Origin of the sequence: Thiorhodococcus mannitoliphagus (assembly GCF_010915725.1) — a bacterium.
In the GTDB taxonomy this organism is placed as follows: Bacteria; Pseudomonadota; Gammaproteobacteria; order Chromatiales; family Chromatiaceae; genus Thiorhodococcus; species Thiorhodococcus mannitoliphagus.
On record NZ_JAAIJR010000002.1, the window covers coordinates 1 to 23,863 of the forward strand.

19 protein-coding genes are annotated in these 23,863 nt (G+C 62.8%); 6 read left to right on the forward strand and 13 right to left on the reverse strand.

Annotated features, from left to right (window positions below; translation table 11 throughout):
* Positions 1-115 precede the first annotated feature (115 nt).
* Positions 116-1,003, forward strand: a complete 888-nt coding sequence (gene nadC / locus G3480_RS00655; RefSeq protein ID WP_164651728.1) for a carboxylating nicotinate-nucleotide diphosphorylase — start codon at positions 116-118, stop codon at positions 1,001-1,003.
* A gap of 32 nt (positions 1,004-1,035) precedes the next feature.
* On the opposite strand, the gene G3480_RS00660 is transcribed toward nadC, so the two are convergent.
* Together G3480_RS00660 and G3480_RS00665 are read right to left on the reverse strand one after the other, a co-directional pair.
* The gene (locus G3480_RS00660) at positions 1,036-1,965 is read right to left on the reverse strand and encodes a DnaJ C-terminal domain-containing protein (RefSeq protein ID WP_164651729.1); all 930 of its coding nucleotides are present in this window, start codon (positions 1,963-1,965) and stop codon (positions 1,036-1,038) included.
* A gap of 491 nt (positions 1,966-2,456) precedes the next feature.
* Positions 2,457-3,959, reverse strand: a complete 1,503-nt coding sequence (locus G3480_RS00665) for an AAA family ATPase (protein WP_164651730.1) — start codon at positions 3,957-3,959, stop codon at positions 2,457-2,459.
* A gap of 511 nt (positions 3,960-4,470) precedes the next feature.
* Between G3480_RS00665 and G3480_RS00670 the strand changes: the two genes are divergently transcribed.
* The 3 genes from G3480_RS00670 to G3480_RS00680 all read left to right on the forward strand — a co-directional run bounded on the left by G3480_RS00670 (position 4,471) and on the right by G3480_RS00680 (position 7,841).
* Entirely contained in the window at positions 4,471-6,021 is a 1,551-nt protein-coding gene (locus G3480_RS00670; protein ID WP_164651731.1) for a 2-isopropylmalate synthase, read from the forward strand.
* Positions 6,022-6,031: 10 nt separating this feature from the next.
* Positions 6,032-6,973, forward strand: coding sequence for a uracil-DNA glycosylase (locus G3480_RS00675; RefSeq protein ID WP_164651732.1), 942 nt, complete (start codon positions 6,032-6,034; stop codon positions 6,971-6,973).
* Between the two features lie 484 nt (positions 6,974-7,457).
* Positions 7,458-7,841 carry a sulfur globule family protein gene (locus G3480_RS00680; RefSeq protein ID WP_164651733.1) on the forward strand — a complete coding sequence of 128 codons (384 nt, stop codon included), beginning with the start codon at positions 7,458-7,460 and terminating at the stop codon, positions 7,839-7,841.
* A 1,112-nt stretch (positions 7,842-8,953) separates the two neighbouring features.
* On the opposite strand, the gene G3480_RS00685 is transcribed toward G3480_RS00680, so the two are convergent.
* From G3480_RS00685 to G3480_RS00715, 7 genes are all read right to left on the reverse strand, one after another.
* Positions 8,954-9,907, reverse strand: coding sequence for a PAN/Apple domain-containing protein (locus G3480_RS00685; RefSeq protein WP_164651734.1), 954 nt, complete (start codon positions 9,905-9,907; stop codon positions 8,954-8,956).
* 376 nt (positions 9,908-10,283) lie between these two features.
* Positions 10,284-11,396, reverse strand: a complete 1,113-nt coding sequence (locus tag G3480_RS00690; RefSeq protein WP_164651735.1) for a hypothetical protein — start codon at positions 11,394-11,396, stop codon at positions 10,284-10,286.
* A 679-nt stretch (positions 11,397-12,075) separates the two neighbouring features.
* Entirely contained in the window at positions 12,076-12,606 is a 531-nt protein-coding gene (locus tag G3480_RS00695; protein WP_164651736.1) for a phosphatase PAP2 family protein, read from the reverse strand.
* Positions 12,578-13,807 carry a glycosyltransferase family 4 protein gene (locus G3480_RS00700; RefSeq protein ID WP_164651737.1) on the reverse strand — a complete coding sequence of 410 codons (1,230 nt, stop codon included), beginning with the start codon at positions 13,805-13,807 and terminating at the stop codon, positions 12,578-12,580. The genes G3480_RS00695 and G3480_RS00700 overlap by 29 nt, the downstream gene beginning before the upstream one ends.
* Positions 13,804-14,646: a lysophospholipid acyltransferase family protein gene (locus tag G3480_RS00705; RefSeq protein WP_164651738.1), complete on the reverse strand. Its 843-nt coding sequence runs from the start codon at positions 14,644-14,646 to the stop codon at positions 13,804-13,806. The genes G3480_RS00700 and G3480_RS00705 overlap by 4 nt, the downstream gene beginning before the upstream one ends.
* Positions 14,647-14,656: 10 nt before the next feature.
* Positions 14,657-15,418 carry a GNAT family N-acetyltransferase gene (locus G3480_RS00710; RefSeq protein WP_164651739.1) on the reverse strand — a complete coding sequence of 254 codons (762 nt, stop codon included), beginning with the start codon at positions 15,416-15,418 and terminating at the stop codon, positions 14,657-14,659.
* Positions 15,419-15,526: 108 nt separating this feature from the next.
* Positions 15,527-16,183, reverse strand: a complete 657-nt coding sequence (locus G3480_RS00715; protein ID WP_164651740.1) for a histidinol-phosphatase — start codon at positions 16,181-16,183, stop codon at positions 15,527-15,529.
* Between the two features lie 276 nt (positions 16,184-16,459).
* Between G3480_RS00715 and G3480_RS00720 the strand changes: the two genes are divergently transcribed.
* Positions 16,460-16,999, forward strand: a complete 540-nt coding sequence (locus tag G3480_RS00720) for an RNA pyrophosphohydrolase (protein WP_164651741.1) — start codon at positions 16,460-16,462, stop codon at positions 16,997-16,999.
* Positions 17,000-17,292: 293 nt separating this feature from the next.
* Complete coding sequence (gene ptsP, locus G3480_RS00725; RefSeq protein WP_164651813.1) at positions 17,293-19,554, forward strand: phosphoenolpyruvate--protein phosphotransferase; 2,262 nt, start codon at positions 17,293-17,295, stop codon at positions 19,552-19,554.
* 7 nt (positions 19,555-19,561) lie between these two features.
* Here the strand turns inward: ptsP and G3480_RS00730 are convergent, their stop codons facing one another.
* The 4 genes from G3480_RS00730 to G3480_RS00745 all read right to left on the reverse strand — a co-directional run bounded on the left by G3480_RS00730 (position 19,562) and on the right by G3480_RS00745 (position 23,838).
* Positions 19,562-21,004 carry an FAD-binding oxidoreductase gene (locus tag G3480_RS00730; protein WP_164651742.1) on the reverse strand — a complete coding sequence of 481 codons (1,443 nt, stop codon included), beginning with the start codon at positions 21,002-21,004 and terminating at the stop codon, positions 19,562-19,564.
* Positions 20,946-21,503, reverse strand: coding sequence for a BON domain-containing protein (locus G3480_RS00735; protein ID WP_164651743.1), 558 nt, complete (start codon positions 21,501-21,503; stop codon positions 20,946-20,948). Before G3480_RS00735 ends, G3480_RS00730 begins: the two co-directional genes overlap by 59 nt.
* A gap of 91 nt (positions 21,504-21,594) precedes the next feature.
* On the reverse strand, positions 21,595-21,990 hold the full coding sequence (locus G3480_RS00740; RefSeq protein ID WP_164651744.1) for a YraN family protein: 396 nt from the start codon (positions 21,988-21,990) through the stop codon (positions 21,595-21,597).
* Between the two features lie 18 nt (positions 21,991-22,008).
* On the reverse strand, positions 22,009-23,838 hold the full coding sequence (locus G3480_RS00745) for a penicillin-binding protein activator (protein ID WP_164651745.1): 1,830 nt from the start codon (positions 23,836-23,838) through the stop codon (positions 22,009-22,011).
* Positions 23,839-23,863 lie beyond the last annotated feature (25 nt).

Below are 23,863 nucleotides of genomic sequence, written 5' to 3' on the forward strand. Positions count from 1 at the left end.
ACATGGTCGGACTCGATAGGGTCAGTCTGTTGAGTAAATCCCATCTTAACCGGGTAAACTGTTATTCGGAAATCACCCTATCGCCTGGAGTCCGTGCGGAGCTAATTCAGTTCAGATGTACACTTTCGATTCAACCCAGTCATCGATTCAAACCGACCTCAAGGCGGCGCTGCCGCCCGCTGAGGTCATCGCCGCTCAGGTGAGCGCGGCGCTTGCCGAAGACCTTGGGGACGGCGACTTGACCGCCCAGCTGTTGCCGGTGGGTCAGCGCTCGCGCGCCGAACTCATCACGCGCGAGGATGCTGTCCTTGCCGGCTGCGCTTGGGCTGAGGCGGTGTGTTACGCCTTGGATCCAGATGCCCGGATCCGCTGGGAGGCCTGCGACGGTGAGCCTGTCGCCGCGGGTCAGCGGCTCTGCGTCATCGAGGGGCGGTCGCGAGCCCTATTGAGTGCCGAGCGCACGGCGATGAATTATCTGCAGACGCTCTCAGGGACGGCGACGCGCGCGCGGCGCTACGCCGACGCGGTCGCCGGCTTGCCGGTGGAGGTGCTGGATACGCGCAAGACGCTGCCCGGACTGCGGCTGCAGCAGAAGTACGCCGTGCTTTGCGGCGGCTGCCACAATCACCGCCAGGGGCTCTTCGACGCCATCCTCATCAAGGAGAATCATATCCTTGCGGCTGGCTCCATTCCCGCGGCGCTGCAGGCGGCCCGGGAGATCGGCGGCGGGGTTCCGGTCGAGATCGAGGTGGAATCGCTCGCAGAGCTTAAGACCGCCTTGGATGCCGGGGCGCGCGTGGTCCTGCTCGACAATTTCTCGCTCGAGCGCCTGCGTGAGGCCGTGGCCGCGAACGCGGGCCGCGCCCGTCTCGAGGCTTCCGGCGGCGTGACCCTGGAGACGATCCGGCCGATCGCGGAGACCGGAGTCGACCGGATCTCTGTGGGCGATTTGACCAAGGACGTGATCGCCGTCGACCTCTCGATGCGCTTCGTCGTGGTTTGAGCTGGGTCGCCTCGAGCCGCTGGCGGCGCGGATTAGATGCCGAGGTGCGCGCGGGGGTTGAATGCTAGCTTCTCGGCCATTTGCCGATAGAACTCCCGCGCCGTCTCCGTGTTGGCGGGCGGTGCGACGATCTCCAGCACCACGATCTCGTCGCCCGCTGGGGAGCCGGGCAGGCCTCTGCCCTTGAGGCGCAGCTTCTTTCCGGATTGGGAGCCAGACGGGACCTTCACGCTCACCGAGCCGCCGAGGGTAGGGACCCTGATGGTCGCGCCCAGCGCGGCCTCCCAGGGCGCGATGGGAAGTCGGAGCTGGATGTCCTTACCCTCGGGCGTGAAGTGGGCGTGTGGTTCGAGGTCGATCTCCAGATAGAGGTCGCCCGCAGGGCCACTGTGACGCCCTGGCGAACCTTGCCCGGTCAGTCGGATCTGGCGCCCCTGGGTGACGCCGGCCGGGATGCGTACGTTCAGGGTCTTGGAGCGCTGCGACGGTTGTCCCTGTGCGCCATGCTCCGGAACCTCTACCTTGATCTGGCGCGTCGCGCCTTGGAAGGCGTCTTCGAGGCTGATGGTCAGCTTGATGCTATGGTCGCCGCCGCGCTGCCGCTTCGCTTCTCGGCCCTCGCCACCAAAGGCTCGGCCGAAGATGCTGGAGAAGAAGTCGCTGAAATCGCCCGCCTGGCCGCTATTGAAGTTGAAGTCTCGATAGGCGTCAGCCCCAGGCGGCGGGCGAAAGTCGTCACCGGCGCGCCAGTTGCTGCCGAGCGCGTCGTAGGCGGAACGCTTTTGAGGGTCACGCAGGACTTCGTTTGCCTCGTTGATCTCCTTGAAGCGGACTTCGGCGTTGGGCTCTTTGCTGACGTCTGGATGATACTTGCGCGCGAGCTTGCGATAGGCGCGCTTGATCTGCTCCTGGCTCGCGTCGCGCGCCACGCCGAGCATCTTGTAGTAGTCCTTGTATTGCATTGATGTGTCTTGGGTCCTGCCCTTTGAGCATGCGGATCTGGTTGTGCGTGCGACATTTGGGGGCGCAAGTGCTGGATTGCATGCGCCGCTCTGCCGCCATGGTCATGCGATTGTATTGGAAGTGCGGCTTGCAGGGGTGGTCGGCGGCCGTAGCGTGAGCGGGTGCCGTCGCCGTGGGAGCTTTGACAGATCCCGTAGGATGGGCAAAGCCCTGGCGATGCGCTTCTTTCGGAGTGCCGAGGGTCGCGGGGCGTGCCCATCATCCCCGCTCAGCGCTTTGAAAGTGTCCATCAATTGTTTCCCGATGCGAGCGATGCCGCCCGAAATCCCCCTAGCCCCCCTTTGCGAAAGGGGGGAAGTTGTTGATGGACAGTTCCTTTGCAGGATGGGCACGTCCGCCCAGCGCCGAGGTGACGCTCAAGCCCCGAGTGCGGACTTTGCCCATCCTACTGACCCGCGCCTTTTGGGTAGGGTCATTTCCGGAGTTCGCCTTATAGCGTCGCGCCGCTCGACGCGGTGGCATGCGCCGGGACGGTGCGCTCGCTCGCCCAGGCGCGGAGTCTCTGGATCTGAGCGTCCATGACGACGGAGAGTGGCTGCGTGCTCGCCATCTCGGCGAGCAGTGTCTCGGTGGAGACTGTGCTGTTCTCGCCGGAGTCGGCAAAGAGCGCGGAGACCACGGCTTGCTCGATGCCGGCCCCGGTGAAGCCGTCGCTCGCCTCGGCGAGGGCGTCCAGATCGAAGGCTTGGGTGTCGAGATTGCGCTGCCGTAGATGAATGGCGAAGATATCACGCCGTACGGCCTTGGGGGGCAGGTCGACGAAGAAGAGTTCGTCGATGCGGCCCTTGCGGATCAACTCTGGCGGCAGCCGCGAGATGTCGTTTGCGGTTGCGGCCAGGAAGACGCGCGTCTTGCGCTCCGCCATCCAGGTCAGCAGTGTGCCGAGGACGCGTCGGCCGACACCGTCGTCCTCTGAGCCCGTGGCAATGCCTTTCTCGATCTCGTCGACCCAGAGCACGCAAGGGGACATGAGATCTGCGGTCTCGAGTGCCTTGCGCAGGTTCTTCTCGGTCTCGCCAATGTACTTGTCGTAGAGGGCGCCGAAGTCGAGCCTGAGCAGCGGTACGCCGAGTCGGCCCGCGACCGCCTTGGCTGCGAGACTCTTGCCGCCGCCTTGGACCCCGAGCAAGAGGATGCCGCGCGGATGGTCGCGGTCGCGCTGCGGGTCGAGAAAGGCGTCGCGGCGACGGTCGATCCAGGCCTTGAGGTTCGAGAGGCCGGCGACGTCGGCAAAGGAGCGGGTGTCGTATTCGAAGCTGATGACGCCTTCCGGGCTCAGCAGCTCGTACTTGGCGCGCTTGACGGACTCGACGTCGTTCTTGGTAATGGCGCCATCGTTGCGGATGGCGTTGCGAATCAGGCGCCGCGCGTCCGACTCGGTGATGCCGAGGAGATTGTCCGCGAGCTGGTTGAGCGAGTCGCGACTTGTGCGCACACTGCCCTGTCCGCCGACCTGCTGCCACAGTTTGGCCTCCTCGCGGATGAGCGCCATGAGACGAGTGCGGTCTGGCATGCGCAGGGAGAAGCGCACGCTGAGATGACGTAGCTCAGGGGGGACCTCAAGCGCATGGCTGACGAAGATGAGGGTGCGGGGAAGACCGACGTAGCTCTGGGCAATCTCCTTGATGAGTCGCACGTGCAGCGGCTTATCCAAGTAAGGATGGAAGTCGAGCATGAGGTAGATGCCGCGCTGCGTCGTCAGGCGGATATGGCGCAGCACCTCGGTTGGCTCCGCCAGCATGCTCTGGGGCTCCGTGTCATACTCGATGCGAGCAAGCCCGTCCGTGACCGTCCAGCGAAAGGCGGGCTCGGTGAGCCGCAGGGCGAGTCGAGAAAAGAGTTCGATGACACGCATCTCCTCGATCGACTCGATGAGGACGATCGGCGTGTCAGAGCGTAGCAGCAGCTCGAGGTCGTGGAGGTCCGGTGTCATCGCCTGGGCATCTTGTCCTGCAGTGCGACCAGGAGTATCAAGAATCGATGACCGGCTCAAGGAGCGGCGGGCGATTCTGTGAACGCCATTGTCAATTGCCTTGTCCGCTCAGCCAGGGTCTGGATCGCCTAGAATCCTCGAGGGCGCAAAATGCTTGCAGATGAGTCAAATTTCGATGAAGCGTCCGACTATCCAAGGCCGTCGGTATCGGTATCGGTATCGGTATCGGTATCGGTATCGAGCCGACGATGGCGATACCGATTCCGATAGCGATCCCGATGGCATGACGTGTCGGTCTGAGGCGAAGCCTCGCTAGAATAACGCGCGGGATTCTATCGGCACTCAACTGCGCGCGCGCGCCCCGGGCGCTCGGCCAGCAAAGTCCGGCTCGTGCGGTGAAATCCTGTCCATTCCGTCCCTTTATACTTGGGGTGCCGCGCACGGCCCCAGATCGAGGCGGGGCGATCCCCGCGCCTGTCCAGCGTCCCGATTCGCTTACACGAGATCATCCATGACTGTAAAAGACCACCTCATCATCTTCGACACCACACTGCGCGATGGCGAACAGAGCCCGGGCGCCTCCATGACGCGCGACGAGAAGGTTCGCATCGCCAAGGCGCTGGAGCGGATGCGTGTGGATGTGATCGAGGCCGGGTTCCCCATCGCCAGCCCAGGCGACTTCGAGGCCGTCAAGGCCGTGGCGGCGGCGGTGAAAGAGAGCAGGGTCTGCGGCCTGGCCCGCGCGCTCGACAAAGACCTGGACCGCGCCGGCGAGGCGCTCAAGGGCGCGAATGCGGGGCGCATTCACACCTTCATCGCGACCTCTCCCATTCATATGGAGAAGAAGCTGCGCATGTCGCCCGACCAGGTGCTGGAGCAGGCCGTCTATGCCGTGAAGCGCGCCCGTCGGTACACGGACGACGTCGAGTTCTCGCCGGAGGACGCGGGACGCTCCGACCTGGACTTTCTCTGCCGTGTGCTGGAGGCGGTGATCGATGCCGGCGCCAGCACGCTCAATATCCCGGACACGGTCGGCTACAACATCCCGGATCAGTTCGGCAGCCTCATTGCCAACCTGCGCGAGCGCATTCCGAATTCGGACAAGGCCATCTTCTCTGTCCACTGTCACAACGATCTGGGCTTGGCGGTCGCGAACTCCCTGGCTGCGGTGCGCAATGGCGCGCGTCAGGTCGAGTGCACCATCAACGGCCTGGGTGAGCGCGCCGGCAACGCCGCGCTGGAGGAGATCGTGATGACGGTGCGCACGCGCCAGGATCTCTTCGAGTGTGAGACGACGCTCGACACCACGCAGATCATGAATTGCTCGCGCCTGGTCTCCGGGATCACGGGCTTCGCCGTTCAGCCCAACAAGGCCGTGGTCGGCGCCAATGCCTTTGCGCACGAGTCCGGCATTCACCAGGACGGCGTGCTCAAGAACCGCGAGACCTACGAGATCATGCGCGCCCAGGATGTCGGCTGGAGCGAGAACCGCATGGTCTTGGGTAAGCACTCCGGCCGCAATGCCTTCAGGGCGCGGCTGCAGGAGCTGGGCATCGAGCTGGGCTCGGAGGAAGAACTCAACTCAACCTTCTCGCGTTTCAAGGACCTGGCGGACAAGAAGCACGAGATCTTCGACGAGGATCTGCAGGCGCTGGTGACGGATACGACGCTGGATGCGGCCAACGAGCGGGTCAAGTTGATCTCGATGCAGGTGTGCTCGGAGACGGGTGAGACACCGACCGCCAATCTGGTGCTCTCTCTCGACGGTTCCGAGCGCAGCGGCACGGCGACCGGCGGTGGTCCGGTGGATGCGACCTTCAAGGCCATCGAGACCATCGTGCAGAGCGATACCACGCTCAAGCTCTACTCGGTCAATGCCATCACCAGCGGAACGGACGCCCAGGGTGAGGTGACCGTACGCCTGGAGAAGGGCGGGCGCATCGTCAATGGCCAAGGCGCGGATACCGACATCCTCATCGCCTCGGCCAAGGCCTATATCAACGCCTGCAACAAGGTCATGCACCCGGCAGAGCGCGCGCACCCGCAGACCAGCGACGTCTGAGGGCGTGCAGATGCAGGAATGGCGCCGCCGCGCCTATCTCGAGGCCATGGGCGTCAGCCTCTGGGAGCCGCGGGACAGCGAGGCCAAGGGGGGCGAGGCAGCCGCAGAGCGCCCTTCCGTCCCTGAATTGGCGATGGCATCCACGCAGACCGAGCCCGTCGCTCCCGATCCGAGCGCTTCGCGAAAGGCCAAGGTCCCGGCAGCTGGCGCGCCGCAGCCTGCGGTTGCGCGCGATGAACGTCCTCCGCTCGACGACTTGCTGGACTCCGACCCGACCACGGGTGACTGGGTGATGGAGCGTCATGACGTGGGGGCGGTTGACCTGGTTCCGCCCAGCGCCGTCGCGCCGCAGCCGGCCCAGGACGTATCGAACGAGGTGGCGCAGATGGACTGGGCGGCGCTCGCGCGTGCCGTCGTCGAATGCCGCGCCTGCGGCCTCTGCGAGACACGCACCCAGACTGTCTTCGGCGTCGGGGATCGGCAGGCGGAACTGATGATCGTCGGCGAAGCGCCCGGAGCTGACGAGGATCGCCTTGGCGAGCCCTTTGTGGGGCGTGCCGGCCAGTTGCTGACGCGCATGCTGGCGGCCATCGGCCTCGCGCGCGAGCAGGTCTATATTGCCAATGTGCTCAAGTGTCGGCCGCCAGGGAATCGCAATCCCACGTCGGAAGAGGCCTTGCAGTGCGAGCCCTTCCTGCTGCGGCAGATGGCGCTGATCCAGCCCAAGCTGATCTTGTCGGTCGGGAGTGTCTCCGCGCAACATCTGCTGCGAACGGACACCAGCGTGGGCCGGCTGCGCGGGCGCTGGCTGGATTTTGGGGAGCCTGGCATTCCATTGCGAGTCACCTATCATCCCGCCTACTTGCTGCGCTCGCCAGCGCAGAAGGCCAAGGCTTGGGAGGATCTGACGGAGGTACGCCGCCGCCTTGACGCCCTCCGCGCGCGCCGCTAGACAGTGGCGCAGATGCCCGAATTGAGTGGTTTTACGGATTCTTGGGGTAAGGTCGGTTTGGTTAGCTTTAGGGGCGAAACAGGTCATGACGCTGTTTGAACCTGAATCCGGAAGGTGGAACCGCAAAGGCTCGAGCGGCGCGAAGAAAAGCCAAGGGCCTGTTCCGCATGGGCGCTTCACCCAGTGGGCGAGCCCCCGAGTGCCGGGATTCGACATCGAGAGCCTTCGTGCGCTTGGCGGTTCAACGGGTCTTTTTGGTTGAAGGCTTTTGACGCACATCCTCTCAATCGGCTCCGTGGCAGCCGCGTCCAGATTGAGATGGCGTCTGGGTGAATCAGTCGCCGATAGGGAGGGGCGATTGGTCAGAGGGTAATGATAGCTAGCTTTAGTTTGCTATTTAATTATTTTCTAATATAATCCTCCCCGTGGTCGCAAGAAACGGCCACGCTTGCTGCCAACAATACAAACGATCTGGAGAAAACAGATGAAGAAACTTGCTACTGCTGCCGCTGTTGCCGCGCTTCTGGGTGCTTCCGCTACCGCTTCCGCATGGTGGGGTCCGGGCTGGGGTGGTCCTGGCTACGGCTCCGGCATGGGCGATTTCATGGATGACTTCTTCGGCGACGGCTACGGCGACTTCAACATGAGCATGAGCGGTGGTGGTCGCGGTTACGGTCGTGGCTATGGCCGCGGCTATGGTAACGGCTACGGCTATGGCTACCCCTACGGCGGTTACGGCTACCCCTACGGCGGCTACGGCTACCCCTACGGCGGTTACGGTGCCATGCCTTACGCCATGCCTTATGGTGCTCCTTACGGCGCGATGCCAGCGGCTCCGGCAGCTCCTGCGCAGTCCGAGTCCAAGTAAGATCGGATCTCTTTCCGATAAAAAAGCCAGGCCCAGTGCCTGGCTTTTTTTATGCGTGGATTTCGGCCATGTTGCCGTCAACCGACCAAAGCCCGGTTCTGAGATTCGGCGTTGGACGCAATCGCAATGGCTATTGTGCCGAATGCCAGCTGGTCGTTCTCTGGAGCCTGTGGCAGGAGGTTACCGCTTAATCGCTACAAGGCCGAGCAACCACTGTGCAACCTGTGTTACCCCCCGCTCATTAAGAAAGCGTCCATCAACAACTTCCCCCCTTTCGCAAAGGGGGGCTAGGGGGGATTTCTGGCGGCATCGCTCGCATCGGGAAACAATTGATGGACACTTGCTAAGGTCACAAGAGACCTTGATATCCGGCCTTGATCATCGTGGCCCAGCTGCTGGCCATCCCTGCGTAGTCAGGGCTTCCAGCCCTGATTCTGTCAGGCCAAGATGGCCTGACTACAGCGGTCCCCGCTAACTTTAAAATACTTTTATTATCAGTTGCTTGGAAATTATATTTTCGCAGGCCCTTAGGATTAATATAATTTAAAATTCAATGGTTTATCTGTTTTCTGAGCGGGAATAGTACGGTTGATTGCAAATGGTCGAACCATTGATGCCCTCTAAGCCGAAGTTCCAGAACCGATTTTCGGAAAACCAAGCCATGAATCAGCATTTAACGCTAGGTTTTGCTGCATCCGTCTGGCTAATGTCGCCATAAATCGGTCGATTTCTGACCAACGCTGGGTTTATGGTTTGAAACGCGGATCAACGACTTACATGGTGCCCAGGCGAATAGGCGATATAATTTTCTAAATCTTCTGATTCGGATGTGCTTTTCTTGATTACACCCTGGGCCTTCGGTTTAAGGCGTTGATGACGGCCGAGCCCAGCGTCGTCGAGCGGTGTCTGCGCGAGGAAGACGCTAAGTTGGGGGGCGTGGATCATGGTTGATCTGAGCCGAACAGAACCTCAGCTTCGCTCAAAGCCAGCCGCTTGAGCCTCGGCTTCAACCCATGCAGAGTGATTTGCCGTGCGCTGCTTGGCTGTTGGGGGAGTCGGATTTCCCTCGAGCCTGTGTCGGGGGCATCCATGCCCGCCGCCGCTTGGCAAGATCAGCCGTCGTCTCTGGGCTTGGTGCAAGATGCCGCGATCTGCTTTTTCGGCAATGACGTTTTTTCGTAGTAATTGACGATTTCCGCCTTCATCACCCGAGCTGGTGATGTGCCGCAAACCTCCGCCGCTTGCTTGTCGAACAGCTCGCAGCTGAACATTTGTTTCTTGTCACCTGGATTGGCGGCAGATGGTACCGGATAGTAGTTGAAGCTCTTGCACCGAGTGATGTCGATCGCCTGACAGGCGAAGGCGCAGGCTCCGATGGTGGTGTTGTAGAGCGTCTTGTAGGGCGAGGCGTTGCGCAGCGCTGCGTTATTGGTCATACGAAAGAACTGGTCTGGAAACGCCTTGGAGCCCGGAATGTCGAACATCGTCGCCGGCTCGCCCTCCTCGTAGGTCGGCCCCCAGACCGTGCCTCCAAGCTCGAGCTTGCGGTAGTGAGAGGGTGCGCCAACGTAGAACACCTCTTTCACGTCTGGGATTGCGAGCGTTGGGGCTCCACCGGCCGCAGCGCCAGCCGTTCCGGCGATGGCGCTGGCGATGACCCCGCACCCGGTCCCCGCGGTGCCGACACAGATTGCAGCTCCCGCCACTGCACCGACGCCGGCCGCGGCGATCTTCGTCGTCCAGTCAGCGATATCACCACCGACGACGCGGACGAGGGCCGTCCGCGTCACGGTCGCATCATCACCACAACTCTCTTGGCCGACCGCGATCTTTTCGCTCTTGACCGGGGCTTTGGTGCTCCCCTCAACCTCGAAATCTCCAGTCACATTGTTGATGCCACCGACCACGCTCCCGTACTCGTACCAATCAACCTTGGCCACATAGCCGATTCCGAATGCCGCCTTGACGCACTGTCTCGCTTGTGCGTCATTGCTGCTCAGGTCGGCCCCAAGTACAACGCCAAGACCGACGAACGCCGTCCACAGATGTCTCTCTCGCTTCGTCATCGCTTACCCCCCCAGTGCGCAAAGTGCGCGTGAGTTGAATTCGGCCAAGCTTCGGATGGCCAGGCAGCAACGCTGAATCAGCGCTTGCCCTTTTCAACGGCCGCTGCGATTGCACGGCCAGCGAAACACCGAACAGAGAGCCTGGGCGACGTGATCGGCGATCGCATACAAGACTGCTCTGAATGCCCCCCGCGATGGTGGGCGTCGCAACTCAACCAAGTAAACCCGATGGCTAAGGGCCCAGAAGAAGGGGTCATCGTCCGCAATGCAGCCGCGAGCGGCGCGGCATTTCAGTGCGGGGCGAACTCCCTTTTACCTGACTCTGTTGGTATGTTATTCGAGCCTTCCCGGGAAATCAAAGTCCTTCGGCATCAGGTCAGGGGGCTCGATTGCCAGAGCAGGTTGCTAGAAAGGCCGCAATCGCCTTGGATTCAGAGGGGGGAAGCGCGATGCTCGGGCCGCCGGCGGCGCGCAAGTAAACCTCGTCGCCACGCTGTAGCGTCCACCAAATGGGATGGCCGAGGCCGACCTGCGAACGGACACCCGGATAGGTCTCGCGCCCCCTCGACACTTCACCCGAAATCCGCAGATTGATCGCGCCGCTTTCGACCAGGAGATCGATCGTCTCGGCTTCTGCGCGGTCGCCGATATCCACGACAGCGACCAGCGTGACGGACTGCTCTGGGCGATCTTCCTCGCACGTCGCTTGCAGGGCGACGGCATCGGTCTCGGGGATTCCGAACGTCAAGCGCGTCAAGCGATCGGGGCTGTCTCGGTCCGCGGGCGGTGTGACGTACCATTGCGCACCGTCATCCCTGGGGAGCACTTGTGGCCCCGACTTTGGCTTGGGGGCGGCATCGTTGATCGCTAGGTTTCGTTCGCCATCATCTGACTGGGCTTGATGCGGATGCCAGTGGCATGCGCGATCGAAGCCCTCCAAGGCCGCTGCGAACCCTTGTAGGCCGATCGTCGTGATGATATCGCCGAAAGTCACCTTGACCGCCGTCCCTCGCCGAAGGGCGGCAAGCAATGGGTCTCCAGGCCCTAGCTCGAGCTGGGGGACTTGGCCGAACTGACCGAAATACATGGTCTCGGCCATGCGCGAAAAGACTTGACCCGAGACCTCGAAGACGACTGGTCCAGCAATGCGCTGGTCTGAGTCGACAGCAGCCCAGTAAAGGCTGGCGAGTGCGGGCTTGCCGCGCGCTTGGCATTCCAGCAGCAGGCCGATGTCGTCGCCGCAGTCCTCGCAGTCCAGCAGCGCGATGAAGTCGCTGTGCCGGGACAGACTCCACTGGCGTCCTGGCTCCGCAGGTGGTGCGGGAACGGGCGAAGCGGCATCCGCCTGTGGAGCTTGAGCGATGTCGATAGCCAGCTGTGCGTCGGCGGTCGCCGCATGGGGCGCCGCAACGATCGCCGCTAAGAGTAAGGCTCGAATGCTTGCTGAGCGATGCTGTGAAGCACTGTCAAGGCGGAGTGCGTTGGACATAAGCAGTGAGACCTCAAGCGTTGCGAAAGATATGTTTCGACGGGGTCGACTTTATCATCGCAGGATCATTCACCGTGGTGGACCCGCGTCAACAGTGATCAAGCGCGATCTCACCACCTATCGGTTTCCCGAAATCAACCGGAACAGCCGCTCCAAGCCTGCGTAGCCAGGCCATCCTGGCCTGGTTTGCCAGGGCTGGAAGCCCTGGCTACATAAAACCGATAGGTGTTGAGAAGCGCGACAGTTCGGGTTGACAGGTGAGCGACCGAGGATGGCGGGCCATCAAGCCGCCGTTGCCCGAGTCGCCGCTGGCTCAATCGCTCACCGCGTCTCAGCAAGGGTTGTCGAGCGTCTGATGCCGACTACCCAAACCTGAACACCTCTGGCGATGCTCAAGCTGATGGCCAACCGACTGCTTTGAATTCCAGGGTTTCAAGCCGCTTCTTAGGTGATTTCAGGGAACGAACAGACCCGCAGTTCCGATCCCGATGGGCAAAGCCCTGGCGATGCGCATCTTTCGGAGTGCCGAGGGTCGCGGGGCGTGCCCATCATCCCAGCGCAGCGCTTGGCAGGATGGGCACGTCCGTCCAGCGCCGCGGTGACGCTCAAGCCCCGAGTGCGGACTTTGCCCATCCTACCGCCCCGCGCCTCTTGGGTAAGGGGATGTCCGGAGTTCGCCTTAGACGAGGACTGAGATCCCGGCGTAGGCGAGGCCCAGGCCGATGAGGATGGCGACGAGCACGTCGCTGGGATAGTGCAGGCCGAGAACGATTCTGGAGCTGGCGACCAGGGTCGTGAAGGGTACGAGCAGCCAGGCTAGCTCGGGAAAGTAGTGGATGGCCACGGTCGAGAAACTGACCGCATGGAGGGTGTGTCCGGATGGGAAACTGTAGTGGTCCAGCGGCGGTACCAGCGCAGGCAGGTCTTGGGCGTGGTGACAAGGCCGCTCGCGTCGCGTGAAGCCCTTGAGCGATTTGTAGAGGATAAGTGCCGCCCCGCCCGTGGCGAGCATGTGCAGACCGGCCTTGAGTCCGGTGACGCCGTAGATCAAGGGTAGAAGCGCGATCAGGCTATACCAGAAGACCCCGTCTCCAAGCCGGCTGACGATGGCGAAGCCGCGCTGGATCCAGTGTCTTTCGCGGGAAAGCCGGCCCCAAGCGTGGCAGATGGATACCTCGAACTCATTTAGATGATGTAGCCATGGCTGCATGACAAGCCTCCGTTCCGCGCCGTCGCGCGATCACTTCGAAGAGACGCTGTTCGACTTTGCCTAGAACCCGCTCCCAACTGATGCCCTCTGCGGTTGACCTCGCCGCGGCGCCCATGCGCCGCAGAGACTCAATGTCCGACGCGGCGTTGCGGGTTGCCTCAATGTAGCCGTTGCGGTCGTCTAGCGGAATGGCGATTCCATTGACCCCTGATTCTACGTGCGTGTGGGCAGCTGCGTAATCAAAGGCGATGACCGGAAGTCCGCTCGCCATCGCTTCGGTGACGACATTGCCAAAGGTCTCGGTCAGGCTCGGAAAAAGGAATAGATCCCCTGAAGCATAGTGCGCGGACAGTTCCGCGCCGACTTTTGCGCCCGTAAAGATAAAGTCGGGCCGCTCACGGTGCATCTGGGTGAGTTCGGGGCCATCGCCAACCAGGACGAGCTTTGCCCTGATGCCTAGGCTTTCGATGGCCTCGAAGGCATCACGTGCGAGGTCGAGGTTCTTCTCTGCGGCGATGCGTCCAACATAGAGTGCGACCAAGTCAGTCTCATGGCAGCCCCAGCTCCGTCGCAGGTCCGGGCTGCGCCATCGCGGCGAGAAGCGCTCGACGTCGACGCCGCGTCCAAAGACATGCAGGTTTTCGAAGCCATCGGCGGAGAGCTGGGACTTGAGGTCTGCGGTGGGCACCAGGGTCGCATCTGACCTGTTATGGAAGTGGCGCAGCGTCTCGGCAATCTTGTGCGAGAGGATACCGAGCCCGTAATGCTGACAGTACTGATGGAACTGCGTGTGGAAACCAGTGACCGTCGGGATCTTCAAGGCGCGGGCAGCGGAGAGCGCGGCATGGCCGAGTGGTCCCTGAGTCGCGATATAGATCAGATCCGGCTTGCTGCGATGCCAAATGCGTCGCAGCCGCCAATACACGGGAAGTCCAAACCTCAGTCCACGGTACCCCGGAATTGGTAGTCCAGGCACCAAGCAAAGGTCGATCGGGCCGGCTTGGATGTCGCCTTGGTCGGCCTGCTGCCGAGGTCTGACCAGCTGAACCTCATGGCCTCTGTCTTGAAGCCCTTCGGTTAGGTGGATCATGGTGTTAGCGACACCATTGATCTCCGGAGGATAGGTTTCAGTGACGATCGCGATCTTGATCGCCGCGCGCGCGTCCTGCGCGGGCGCTGCGTCTTTGTGCAGATTGCTCATGATGCGCGGGCCGGGTTTGGATCAGGTTGCGGCGCGTTGCGCCGGGTCTGCTTTGCCGCCAAGGGTGGTTCCTTGGTGGAGACGCACTGCGGCTCGGGCGGCAGGTCGAGCGCTGCGAGCACGGCGGCGCGCGCCCGCTCGGCGAGGACGCGACGCTGCTCGCCTTCCCTGTGCCGGATGGGCGGCAGAAAGCGGATTCTTGCGACCAGCGCCGGATGGCGCATGAGACGCCAAAGATTGGCGATCAGGGTGTCTTCGCCGATGTAGGGGACGTCTTGGTCCGGGCGTGGATCCGTGCCCTTGTGGTAGCTGATGGCGATGGGCTGGAGATCAGCCCCGGCTCCTTGTGCGGCGGCCAGCAACCTGGGATGGAAGCGCTTCACGGCGCGTCCGTCGGTGGTCGTGCCCTCGGGGAAGATCATGATGGCGCGGCCCTGCGCGAGTTCAGTGCGCAGATTCTCGAGCACCTGATCGGATTGATTGCCGCCGCGCTCGATGAAGCAGGTTCCGGCCACTGCTGCCATCCAGCCGATCAAGGGCCACTTGCGCACCTCGGCCTTGGAGAGGAAGCCGATCTCTGCCTGAGCGCCGATTGCCGGGATGTCCAGCCAGGAAATGTGGTTGCCGACGAGCAGGCATCTTGGGGCGAGGCTGCCTTGGACCTCGAGCCTGACGCCCAAGGCGCGACAGAGGCGTGCATGCCACCAGCGCACCAAGGCCGACCGCCATTCAGGCGCCGCCCCACTGCCATATCTGGCGCGGATGTAAAGCGCGACCACGGCGCCTGTCATCAAGTGCTCCGCGACCCTCAAGCCACGGTAAATCACAGCTGCGGTCATGGGTGCGCAGTCAGCTCGAGATGCGATCGAGAAAATGCCGCGAATAGGCGGGGCTGAGCGCGTCGACATCCAGCAGCATGAGCACGTCGGCGACGCCGAAATCCGGGTCTCGACACGGCTCACCGCACGCCTTGGCGCCGAGGCGCACATAGGCGCGTACCAAGGGCGGCAGCGGTGCATCCAAGACGTCACCGGACAGCTGTGCGGTCAGCAGGGGTGCCCGAGGCGTCACGCGCAGCGACTGCGGTGCCATGGCCTGTCGTCTGAGCCGGTTCATGATGGCCGCAGCCTGAAGGTCTTGCTCGCCGAGTGGGACGCTCGCGCAGCCGAAGAGGTAGTCGAAGCCATGTATCTGGACGAAGCCGGCCAGTCCGGACCAAAGCACCGCGATGGCGGAGCCGGAGCGGAATTCCGGTGCGATGCAGGTGCGCCCGACCTCAAGGCGGCGGCCCGGGAGTTGCTTGATGGCGGCAAGCTCGAACTCGCCCTCCGAATAGAAGCGACCGAGCCGCGCGGCGCTGTCATCGGTGAGGATGCGGGTGCACCCGACGACCTGGCCTGACTTCGACTCACGGACCAAGAGGTGATGGCAGTGGTCGTCGAGTTCGTCGCTGTCCAAGCCTTCGGCGCCTTCGAGCTTGGCTCCCATCTCCAGGCCAAAGACGCGGTACCTGAGTCGTTGGGCCTCGCGCACTTCCTGCGCGGATGTTGCGATCTCGACGAACAGGCGCTCGCCGCGCTTGGCGGTCGAGGCAGAAGCAGACGCGACCATTGCATTCCCTCTGAGCGAGTTGGTGTGTAGAGGGCTATGGTATTTCGCGTGTGTTGCGGGCTAATGTGGACATGATGACGGCACCATGACCGTCTCTGGCTGGTGCCGCTAATCGCGCAGCGAGATGACTGGCCAACCGCGCGCATCGGCGGTCTGGCGCAGCCGGCTGTCGGGGTCGACCGCGACTGGGCGATCGACGCGCTCAAGCAGCGGAATATCGTTGTGAGAGTCGCTGTAGAAGGTGCTGTCGTCAAGGGTCATGCCTTGGTTCGTGAGCCATGCCTCCAGCCGAATCACCTTGCCCTCGCGGAACGAAGGTACGCCCGATACCTCTCCCGTGTAGACGCCATCCCGCTCCTCCGGCAAGGTCGCGATCAGGTGCGGGACTCCAAAGCGCGCCGCGATGGGGGCGGTGACGAAGGCGTTCGTGGCGGTGATGATGAGCAGCGTCTCTCCGCACGCCTTGTGCCTTGCGATCAGGTCACGCGCGGCTGGCAGCATGATGGGCTCGATCTGCTCCGCAAGGAACCGCTCGCGGAGCGCTTCCATTTGGCTGCGCGGATGCTCACGCAAGGGTGCCAGTGAAAAGCGCAGGAACTCATTGATATCCAAGGTTCCTGCCTGATACTCGCGATAGAAACGCTCATTCTCGCGCTCGTAGACTGCGCCATCGACGATGCCGCAGCTCGCGAGGAACCGCCCCCACAAGTGGTCGGAGTCCCCATCCAGTAGGGTGTTGTCGAGATCGAAAATTGCGAGTGCCATGCGGGGCTCCGGGGAGTGGGGCTTGGGGTGAACGACGGGTAGCGGCTTGTCGCGCCGACTGCAACGAAAATGGTCTGGTATTGTAGCGAGGCTTTCAAGTCAGGCTTTCAAGTCGACCGCCTGTCAGCGAGGGCGCGCAGGCCCGTCATGCTTCCTGAGCTTCAGGTGTTGTGACCAAGCTGTTGATTGGAAATCCCTTATGGACTGAGGCTGGCTTGCCGCAAACGCGTAGTCTATGGAAAAATGCCGCAGGCCACGCCAATGGGATGAGTATCCTTGATCGACCGTGACGGTTTTCGACCCAATGTCGGCATTATCCTGAGCAATCAGAATCGTCGCCTATTCTGGGGGCGCCGCGTTGGTCAGAACGCATGGCAGTTTCCGCAGGGCGGTATCAATCCCAGCGAGACACCGGAAGAGGCGATGTATCGGGAGCTCGAGGAAGAGGTTGGCCTCAAAGCGTGCCAAGTAACCATCCTCGGCTCGACACGCGGTTGGCTACGCTACCATCTTCCCAAACGCTATATCCGCCGCCATTGCGGCCCGACCTGCATCGGTCAAAAGCAGATCTGGTTCATGCTGCGCGTGGATTGCGGCGAAGACGCCTTCTGCCTCGACCACACGGATAAGCCGGAGTTCGACGCCTGGCGCTGGGTGCTTTATTGGCAGCCCTTGCACGAGGTCGTCTATTTCAAGCGCCATGTCTATCAGCAGGCCCTGGAGGAGCTGGCTCCGGTGCTTTATCCGGAAGGCGTCCCGGAGCGCGTGCAGCCCTACCGGGATTCCTCACGGATGTTGCGTCAGCGCTACCCATGAAGGCCGCACGCCTTCGTTGGGATGCGGGCGCCACTGGCGGCGATGACAATGTGCGCTCGTCGCCGCAAGCATGAGTCGCCGGCATGCCGATCGACGGGCCTGCGTCGGAGCGCTGCTCACTGGCGCATCGGCGCGCCAGCGTGCCGCGCGCAAAGCCGCGTCTCTCATTGTCGTTCTGACGACGCCGTTCCGAGCAGGTGGCCCAGATCAAAGATCGAAAGCTCGAAAGACAAGTTTCAGGCGCGCGAGTGTCGGACCTTCCTCCCAACCCCGTCGAGGTCCCCTCCTTGGATATGCTTGATGCGCTGAGGCGCATCGTCCAAGAGGTCAACAACGCTTCTGACCTGGAGCAGGCGCTGACGATTATCGTACGGCGTGTCAAGCAGGCGGTCGGCGCGGACGTCTGCTCGGTCTACCTCAATGATTTCGACAATCGTCGGCACGTCCTCCATGCCACCGAGGGATTGCGCAAGGAGGCCGTGGGGCGGGTTCGTCTGGAGCTTGGTCGCGGCCTAATCGGATTGGTGAGCGAGCGGGCCGAGCCGATCAACCTCGACAACGCCTCCGCGCATCCGCGCTACGAATGCATCATCGATAGCGGCGAGGAGCTCTTTCAGGGCTTTCTCGGCGCGCCCATCATCCAGAATCGCACTGTGCTTGGCGTGCTGGTGCTGCGGCAGCGCCAACGGCGTCACTTCGGGGAAGATGAAGTCACCTTCGTGATGACGCTGGCCTCGCAGCTGGCGGGTGCAATCACCTTCGCGCGCACCAGCGGCGAGCTGGCGCGCCTTCAGCACGACGGGATCCCGCAGCGCTTTTTGCCCGGCTTGGCGGCCTCGCCGGGTATCGGGATCGGGACGGCGGTTGTGGTTTATCCGCCGGCGGATCTGGATGCGGTCCCGGACCGCCAGCCGGAAGACCTTGACGCTGAGGTCGCGGACTTCAAACGCGCAGTCAAGAATGTTGCGAACGATCTGGGGCGTTTCGCCGCGCGCACTCAGGCCCATTTGAGCGCCGAGGACATGGCGCTCTTCGATGCTTGGCGGTTGATGCTCGAGAGTGACACCCTGATCGACGGGACGCTGTCGCGAATACGCGCGGGGAACTGGTCGCAGGGGGCCTTGCGCGACACCATCGCCGAGCACGCCAAGGTCTTCGACAACATGGACGATGCCTATCTGCGCGAGCGCGCCTCGGACGTGCGCGACCTCGGGCGCTGCATCCTCATGCATTTGCAGAATCAGTCCGCAGCGCCCATCCAATACCCGGCTGATACCATCCTGGTGGGTGAGGAGATCAGCGCGATGCAGATTGCCGATGTGCCGCGCGAGAGCCTCATGGGCCTGGTCTCGACGACCGGGTCCGGATCCTCGCATGTGGGTATTTTGGCGCGTGGCATGGGGGTTCCTGCCGCCATGGGCGTTTCTGATCTGCCGGTCAGCCGCGTTGAGGGTCGCGAGATTGTCGTCGATGGCTACCGGGGCCGCGTCTACGTCTCGCCGGGCCCTGCGGTGCGCTCCGAGTATCAGCGGCTCGCGGCGGATGATGCGGCGCTGACCAGTGAGCTTCAGGCCCTGCGCCATTTGCCCGCCGAGACCACGGACGGCTATCTGATTCCGCTCTATCTCAATACAGGCTTGGTCTCGGAGACCCGGCCGCTCGGCATCGAGGAGTCAGCGGGCGTTGGTCTCTATCGGACAGAGCTGCCGTTCATCGTGCGTGACAGCTTTCCGGGCGAGGGCGCGCAGATGGCGAATTACCGGCGTGTGCTGGAGCTTTTCGCGCCGCGTCCGGTGACCATCCGCACGCTTGACATCGGTGGGGATAAGCCCCTGCCGTATTTTCCGATGCACGAGGCCAACCCCTTTCTTGGATGGCGCGGTATCCGCATCACCCTGGACCATCCCGAGATCTTCCTGACCCAGGTTCGCGCCATTCTGCGCGCCGCCATTGGGCTCGACAATTTGCAATTGCTGCTGCCCATGATCAGCACGGTCAGCGAGGTCGATGACGCCATACAGCTGATCCAGCGGGCTCATGACGAGCTGCTCGAGGAAGGTTATCAGGTTCGTATGCCTCCTATTGGCGCGATGATCGAGGTCCCGGCCGCCGTCTATCAGGCGGAGGCGCTGGCGCGACGGGTCGATTTTCTCTCCGTCGGGACGAACGACCTCACGCAGTACCTGCTCGCCGTCGATCGCAACAATCCCCACGTGGCCAAGCTCTACAACGAGTATCACCCGGCGGTGCTGCGGGCCCTGTTGCAGATCCTCACGGGTGCCAGGCTGCATGGCAAGGAGGTCAGTGTCTGTGGCGAGATGGCCGGCGATCCCTTGGCGACCTTCTTGCTGCTTGGCATGGGTGTTCACAGTCTGAGCATGGGCGCGGGTAGCCTGCTGCGCGTGAAGAAGGTCATTCGCAGCATTAGCCGGGCGCGGGCCCGCGAGGTGCTCAAGGTCGCGCTGCAATGCGAGGAGGCCGATGCCGTGCGGCGCTTGCTGCTAGATGCGCTCGAGGCCGTGGGGCTTGGTGCCCTGGTGCGTCCTGGGCGCTAGATGGGCCTCAGCGCGGCATTGGCAAGGATTTTCCTGGGCTCAGGATGCCTTTGGGGTCGAAGCGGCCTCTGATCTCGTGCATGAGTCTGAGTGCCACCGGGTCCAGCTCGCGATCCACGAAGTCCCGTTTCTCGAGGCCGACACCGTGCTCGCCCGAGAGGCTTCCATCCAGCCGCAGCACCAGCGAAAAGACTGCATCCAGGCACTCGGCCGCCCGCGCCACCTCTGCGGCGTCGTCTGGGTTGATCAGCAGATTGACGTGGATGTTGCCATTGCCGGCGTGGCCGAAGTTGACGATGCGGATGCCGGTTTCCCGCGAGAGGCCCTCGAGTGCATTGATGAACTCGCCCATCCGTGAGACGGGCACTACGACATCCTCGTTGATCTTCTTGGGCGCAATATGGCGCAGTGCGGGAGAGAGCGCCTTGCGGGTCTTCCAGAGGGCTGCGACTTCTGCGGCGCTTTGGGCGAGCCGAAGCTCGAGCAAGCCCTCTCCGCGCGCGGCTTCGCCCACGGCGGCCTGCGCCTCATGGATACAGGCCGCTGGGCCGTCGACCTCGATCATCAGCAGTGCGCCAGCGCCCTTGGGCAGGTCGAGCCCGGCATAGCGGCTCACCATGTCGATCGCCGAGCTGTCCATGAACTCCAAGGCGCAGGGCGTGACCGGCTGGGCCATGATCGCGGAGACCGCCTTGGCGGCGGCGTGGATGTCGGCGTAGGTCGCGCGCAGGGTGCGTTTGGCCTCGGGGAGCGGTGTGAGCTTGAGCGTGGCCTCGGTGACCAGCGCGAGGGTGCCTTCCGAGCCGATGATGAGCCGTGTGAGATCGTAGCCGACGACGCCCTTGGTGGTTTGCACGCCGGTTTTGAAGATCTCGCCAGTGCCGCTGACCGCCCGCAGACCGAGCGTGTTGTCGCGCGGCGTTCCATACTTCACCGCACGTGGGCCAGCGGAGTTGTAGGCGAGATTGCCGCCGATGGTGCAGGTTGCGGCGCTGGTGGGATCGGGCGGCCAGAAGAAGCCGGCTGTCTGGGCCGCCTTTTGCAGTGTCGCGTTGATGACACCCGGCTGGACCACCGCGAGCCGATCACCGGGGGCGACGCGGAGGATGCGATCCATGCGCTCGAAGGAGAGGACAATCCCACCGCGGTCCGGGACAGTGGCGCCCGTGGTCCCGGTGCCGAGGCCGCGTGCCGTGAGCGGGACCTCGGCGTCGGCGCAGAGGCGCACCAGGGCGCTGACCTGCTCCTCGCTCGTCGCGAAGACGACGGCTTGGGGCAGCGCCTGACGTCTCGAGTTGTCGTAGCCGTATGGCCAGCAGTCACCGGGATCGGTCAAGAGACTGCCGTTGCCCGCGACCTTTGTCAGGCGCTTCAGAAAGCCCTTGTTGAGCTCAGGTGCTTGCGGGATCGTATTCAAAGAGTTTGACCACTTGCTGGACGCCCGGGACATAGCTGATCTGCTCGGCGGCCGCGGCGGCCTCTGCGGGGGTGACGAGCCCCATGAGATAGACAGTGGCGTCTTCCGTGACCACTTTGACCCGAGTTGGGTTGAAGCCTGGGAGTTCAACCTTGGTCAGCGCGAGCTTTGCGCGTGAGGTAATGAGCGCGTCCTCGGATTCCTGGCCGAGCGAAATCGGTGGGCCAATGCGGATCTCGTCAACGACACGCTCAACCTTGGGAAGGCGGCTGACCAGATCCGCCGCGCGGGCCGCGACTGCCTCGGGGTCTGCCTGACCGGTCAAGAGCAGGGTGCGGTTGTAGCTGGTCGCCGAGATCCGCGAGCTCGGCCCGACGATCGCGTCTTGCGCCAAGGTGTGCATGGCTGCCAGCTCGATCTGCTGATCATCAATGACGGTCTCATAGTGGCGGCGGTCGTAGGCCGCCGATGCGCCAGCAATGGTGCCGCCGACGAGGATGGGCACACAGCCGCTGAGGCCGCTGGTTCCCATGATCGCGAGTCCGAGCAGGATCGTCAGGCTCGTGCGATTTGAGTCGGCAGGGCGTGGTGATAGGTCCCGGCGGATTTCGCAGCGGTGCTGATCAGAACGTCTCAAGAGCGAAGGCATGACGAATCCAATTGATGTGATCCTCTCCATTGATGGCGACCACGTCGAACCGGCAGGGTAGCATGGTGGGGGTGCGCTGCAGATAGTGGCGGGCGGTCTTGATGAGTCGTTGCTGTTTTCGTGCATCGACTGTCTCCGCCGCCGTGCCGAATCTCTCGTTGCGGCGGTAGCGGACCTCGATAAAGACCAGGGTGTCGCCGTCGAACATGACGAGATCGATCTCGCCGAATCGGCAGCGATGGTTGCGCGCCTGAAGCTTGAGTCCCTGGCTGACCAAGAACTTCTCGGCGAGACGCTCCTTGTCTCGGCCGATCGCGGTAGTCTCTTTGGTGGTCGCTGGGGTTTTCACCTTAGGTGTTCGTCCGTCCATGGATAGAAGCGGCCCGTCTTAGCGGCTCTTGGCCTCCACTGCGAATGGATCGGCGAGACGGGGACCATCCGCGGTGAACTGGCCGAGATTCAGCTGGCGCGTCACGCGACCCAGCGAGTCGATCGCAAGACCCCCGGTCTGGCCGGGATAGTAGGCGCCTGGGTTTTTCGCCAGCGTGCTCAAACGGGGTGCCAATCGATAAGCGTCGATTCCCATGGCGTAGAGTCGCCCCAAGGGGCTGGATGCGGATGCACCCTTCATGGCGCGCCGTGATAATGGGCCCGAGCTGTCAGCATCCAGTATCCAGGGGATGTCGACAAAATAGAGGCCCTCCAGGACTTTGTCCGCGGGCTTGAAACTGCCCGCGTAGACATGGGAGGTCGAGATGATGGGCGCTGGCTTGGATGCCGTGCTCGTGATCTGCGGATAGATCTTCCTTGCCATGGTGTTGGTCGCGACAAAGAACACCAGGTCGTAGTCGGCGCCACCGAAGAGTTCATTGAGCGTCTTGTCGTAGGTTGACCAGGCTGGATCGAAGGTTGCCTGTCCGGCGACGGTGCCGCCGAGATTGCGCCACTGACGCTGGAATGCTTTTGCGAGGCGATCACCCCAAGCGCCTTTGGGAGAGAGGATGAGGGCGCGCTTCGCGCCCATTGCCGCGCCCTTGCTCGCGACCTCTGCGGCCTCGTTCTCAGGCGAGAGCGAGAATTGGTAGAGGTTGACCGCGCGATTGTCCCGCGTTGCTTCGTTTAGGGCCAAGGTTGGGATTGGCAGGCTCCCCGCTGAGACCAGCTTGTCGACCGCAGGCTTTTCCAGGGGTCCGATGGCGTACATGGCTCCATTTTTTGCTGCCGTGGAATGCAGGGTGCGCACGCGTCCCGCATTGGTGCTGTCCACGAAGCTCAGCCTTGGCCGCTTGTCGCCGGAGTCCACGCGGCTGGCTGCTTCGATGCCATCTCGGATAACCTTGGCGGCCGCGGCAAAGCGTCCGCTGCGTGGGAGTAGGACTGCAAGCTTGTCGCCCGCGGCATAGCCGCCGGAGAGGGTTTCGGCATAGGCGCGGCCGAGATCGGGAAGCGCTGGGTGTCCGCCATGGCCTTGTTTCCATTGGCGGTAGCGACCCTCGAGCTGTGTGGGGTCGGCGCCGAGAGACTGCGTCAGCAGTGTGACCTCGGCCCAGCCTTTCATGTCGCTTCGGCCTTGGCGGGATAGCTGCTGGAGCTGGGATTGGCTGACCAGACTCAGGGTGGAGATGAGCGAGACCTGGTTGTCGAGACGGGCCTCAGGATCGCTCAGTAGACGATCCAGCTCGCTGAGCGTCTCGGCGGCGGCGATCGGGTCGCTTTCGAGGCGCTGCGCCGAGGCTAGCATACCAAGGCGCTGTGCCTTGAGATCCTGCGTTAGGCCGCCCGCGCGCATGCGCTCGAGGTAATCGATGGCGGCCTTGGGGCGATTCGTCGCCAGCGCCAGCTCGGCTTGCGTCAACAGAAGTAGCTGCTGTTGACCAGAGGTTAGACTTGGCTGCGCGATGGCGCCAATGCTGCGATTCGCCTCTGCTGGTTGGCCTGCAGCCAGGTAGGCTTGTGCGGCCTTCATTTGAAGCTGCGCCTTTGCGGGAGGCTGCGCCTGAGTGGCGAGTGTCGTATAGATCTTCGCAGCGTCAGCCGGTTTGCCCTTGCTTTCCAAGTCCTTGGCGCGAGCGAGTTCGGTGCTCGAAACGGGCGCGAGAATGACGGACTCGTCTTGGATCTGAGTGACCGCGCACCCGGATAGGCCAATGGCTATCAAGAGTGGCGCGAGGATCAACCGCTTGAGCGAGCGGCGAAGGTGTCTGTGAGGCTTAATCATGATTCCGTTCCCTAGCTGCGGGCTG

What these genes read in the sequence shown, in the direction of transcription:
- nadC (WP_164651728.1), top strand. Translation starts at nt 116, where the DNA reads ATGTACACTTTCGATTCAACCCAGTCATCGATTCAAACCGACCTCAAG.
- G3480_RS00660 (WP_164651729.1), bottom strand. Translation starts at nt 1,965, where the DNA reads ATGCAATACAAGGACTACTACAAGATGCTCGGCGTGGCGCGCGACGCG.
- G3480_RS00665 (WP_164651730.1), bottom strand. Translation starts at nt 3,959, where the DNA reads ATGACACCGGACCTCCACGACCTCGAGCTGCTGCTACGCTCTGACACG.
- G3480_RS00670 (WP_164651731.1), top strand. Translation starts at nt 4,471, where the DNA reads ATGACTGTAAAAGACCACCTCATCATCTTCGACACCACACTGCGCGAT.
- G3480_RS00675 (WP_164651732.1), top strand. Translation starts at nt 6,032, where the DNA reads ATGCAGGAATGGCGCCGCCGCGCCTATCTCGAGGCCATGGGCGTCAGC.
- G3480_RS00680 (WP_164651733.1), top strand. Translation starts at nt 7,458, where the DNA reads ATGAAGAAACTTGCTACTGCTGCCGCTGTTGCCGCGCTTCTGGGTGCT.
- G3480_RS00685 (WP_164651734.1), bottom strand. Translation starts at nt 9,907, where the DNA reads ATGACGAAGCGAGAGAGACATCTGTGGACGGCGTTCGTCGGTCTTGGC.
- G3480_RS00690 (WP_164651735.1), bottom strand. Translation starts at nt 11,396, where the DNA reads ATGTCCAACGCACTCCGCCTTGACAGTGCTTCACAGCATCGCTCAGCA.
- G3480_RS00695 (WP_164651736.1), bottom strand. Translation starts at nt 12,606, where the DNA reads ATGCAGCCATGGCTACATCATCTAAATGAGTTCGAGGTATCCATCTGC.
- G3480_RS00700 (WP_164651737.1), bottom strand. Translation starts at nt 13,807, where the DNA reads ATGAGCAATCTGCACAAAGACGCAGCGCCCGCGCAGGACGCGCGCGCG.
- G3480_RS00705 (WP_164651738.1), bottom strand. Translation starts at nt 14,646, where the DNA reads ATGACCGCAGCTGTGATTTACCGTGGCTTGAGGGTCGCGGAGCACTTG.
- G3480_RS00710 (WP_164651739.1), bottom strand. Translation starts at nt 15,418, where the DNA reads ATGGTCGCGTCTGCTTCTGCCTCGACCGCCAAGCGCGGCGAGCGCCTG.
- G3480_RS00715 (WP_164651740.1), bottom strand. Translation starts at nt 16,183, where the DNA reads ATGGCACTCGCAATTTTCGATCTCGACAACACCCTACTGGATGGGGAC.
- ptsP (WP_164651813.1), top strand. Translation starts at nt 17,293, where the DNA reads ATGCTTGATGCGCTGAGGCGCATCGTCCAAGAGGTCAACAACGCTTCT.
- G3480_RS00730 (WP_164651742.1), bottom strand. Translation starts at nt 21,004, where the DNA reads ATGTCCCGGGCGTCCAGCAAGTGGTCAAACTCTTTGAATACGATCCCG.
- G3480_RS00735 (WP_164651743.1), bottom strand. Translation starts at nt 21,503, where the DNA reads ATGGGAACCAGCGGCCTCAGCGGCTGTGTGCCCATCCTCGTCGGCGGC.
- G3480_RS00740 (WP_164651744.1), bottom strand. Translation starts at nt 21,990, where the DNA reads ATGGACGGACGAACACCTAAGGTGAAAACCCCAGCGACCACCAAAGAG.
- G3480_RS00745 (WP_164651745.1), bottom strand. Translation starts at nt 23,838, where the DNA reads ATGATTAAGCCTCACAGACACCTTCGCCGCTCGCTCAAGCGGTTGATC.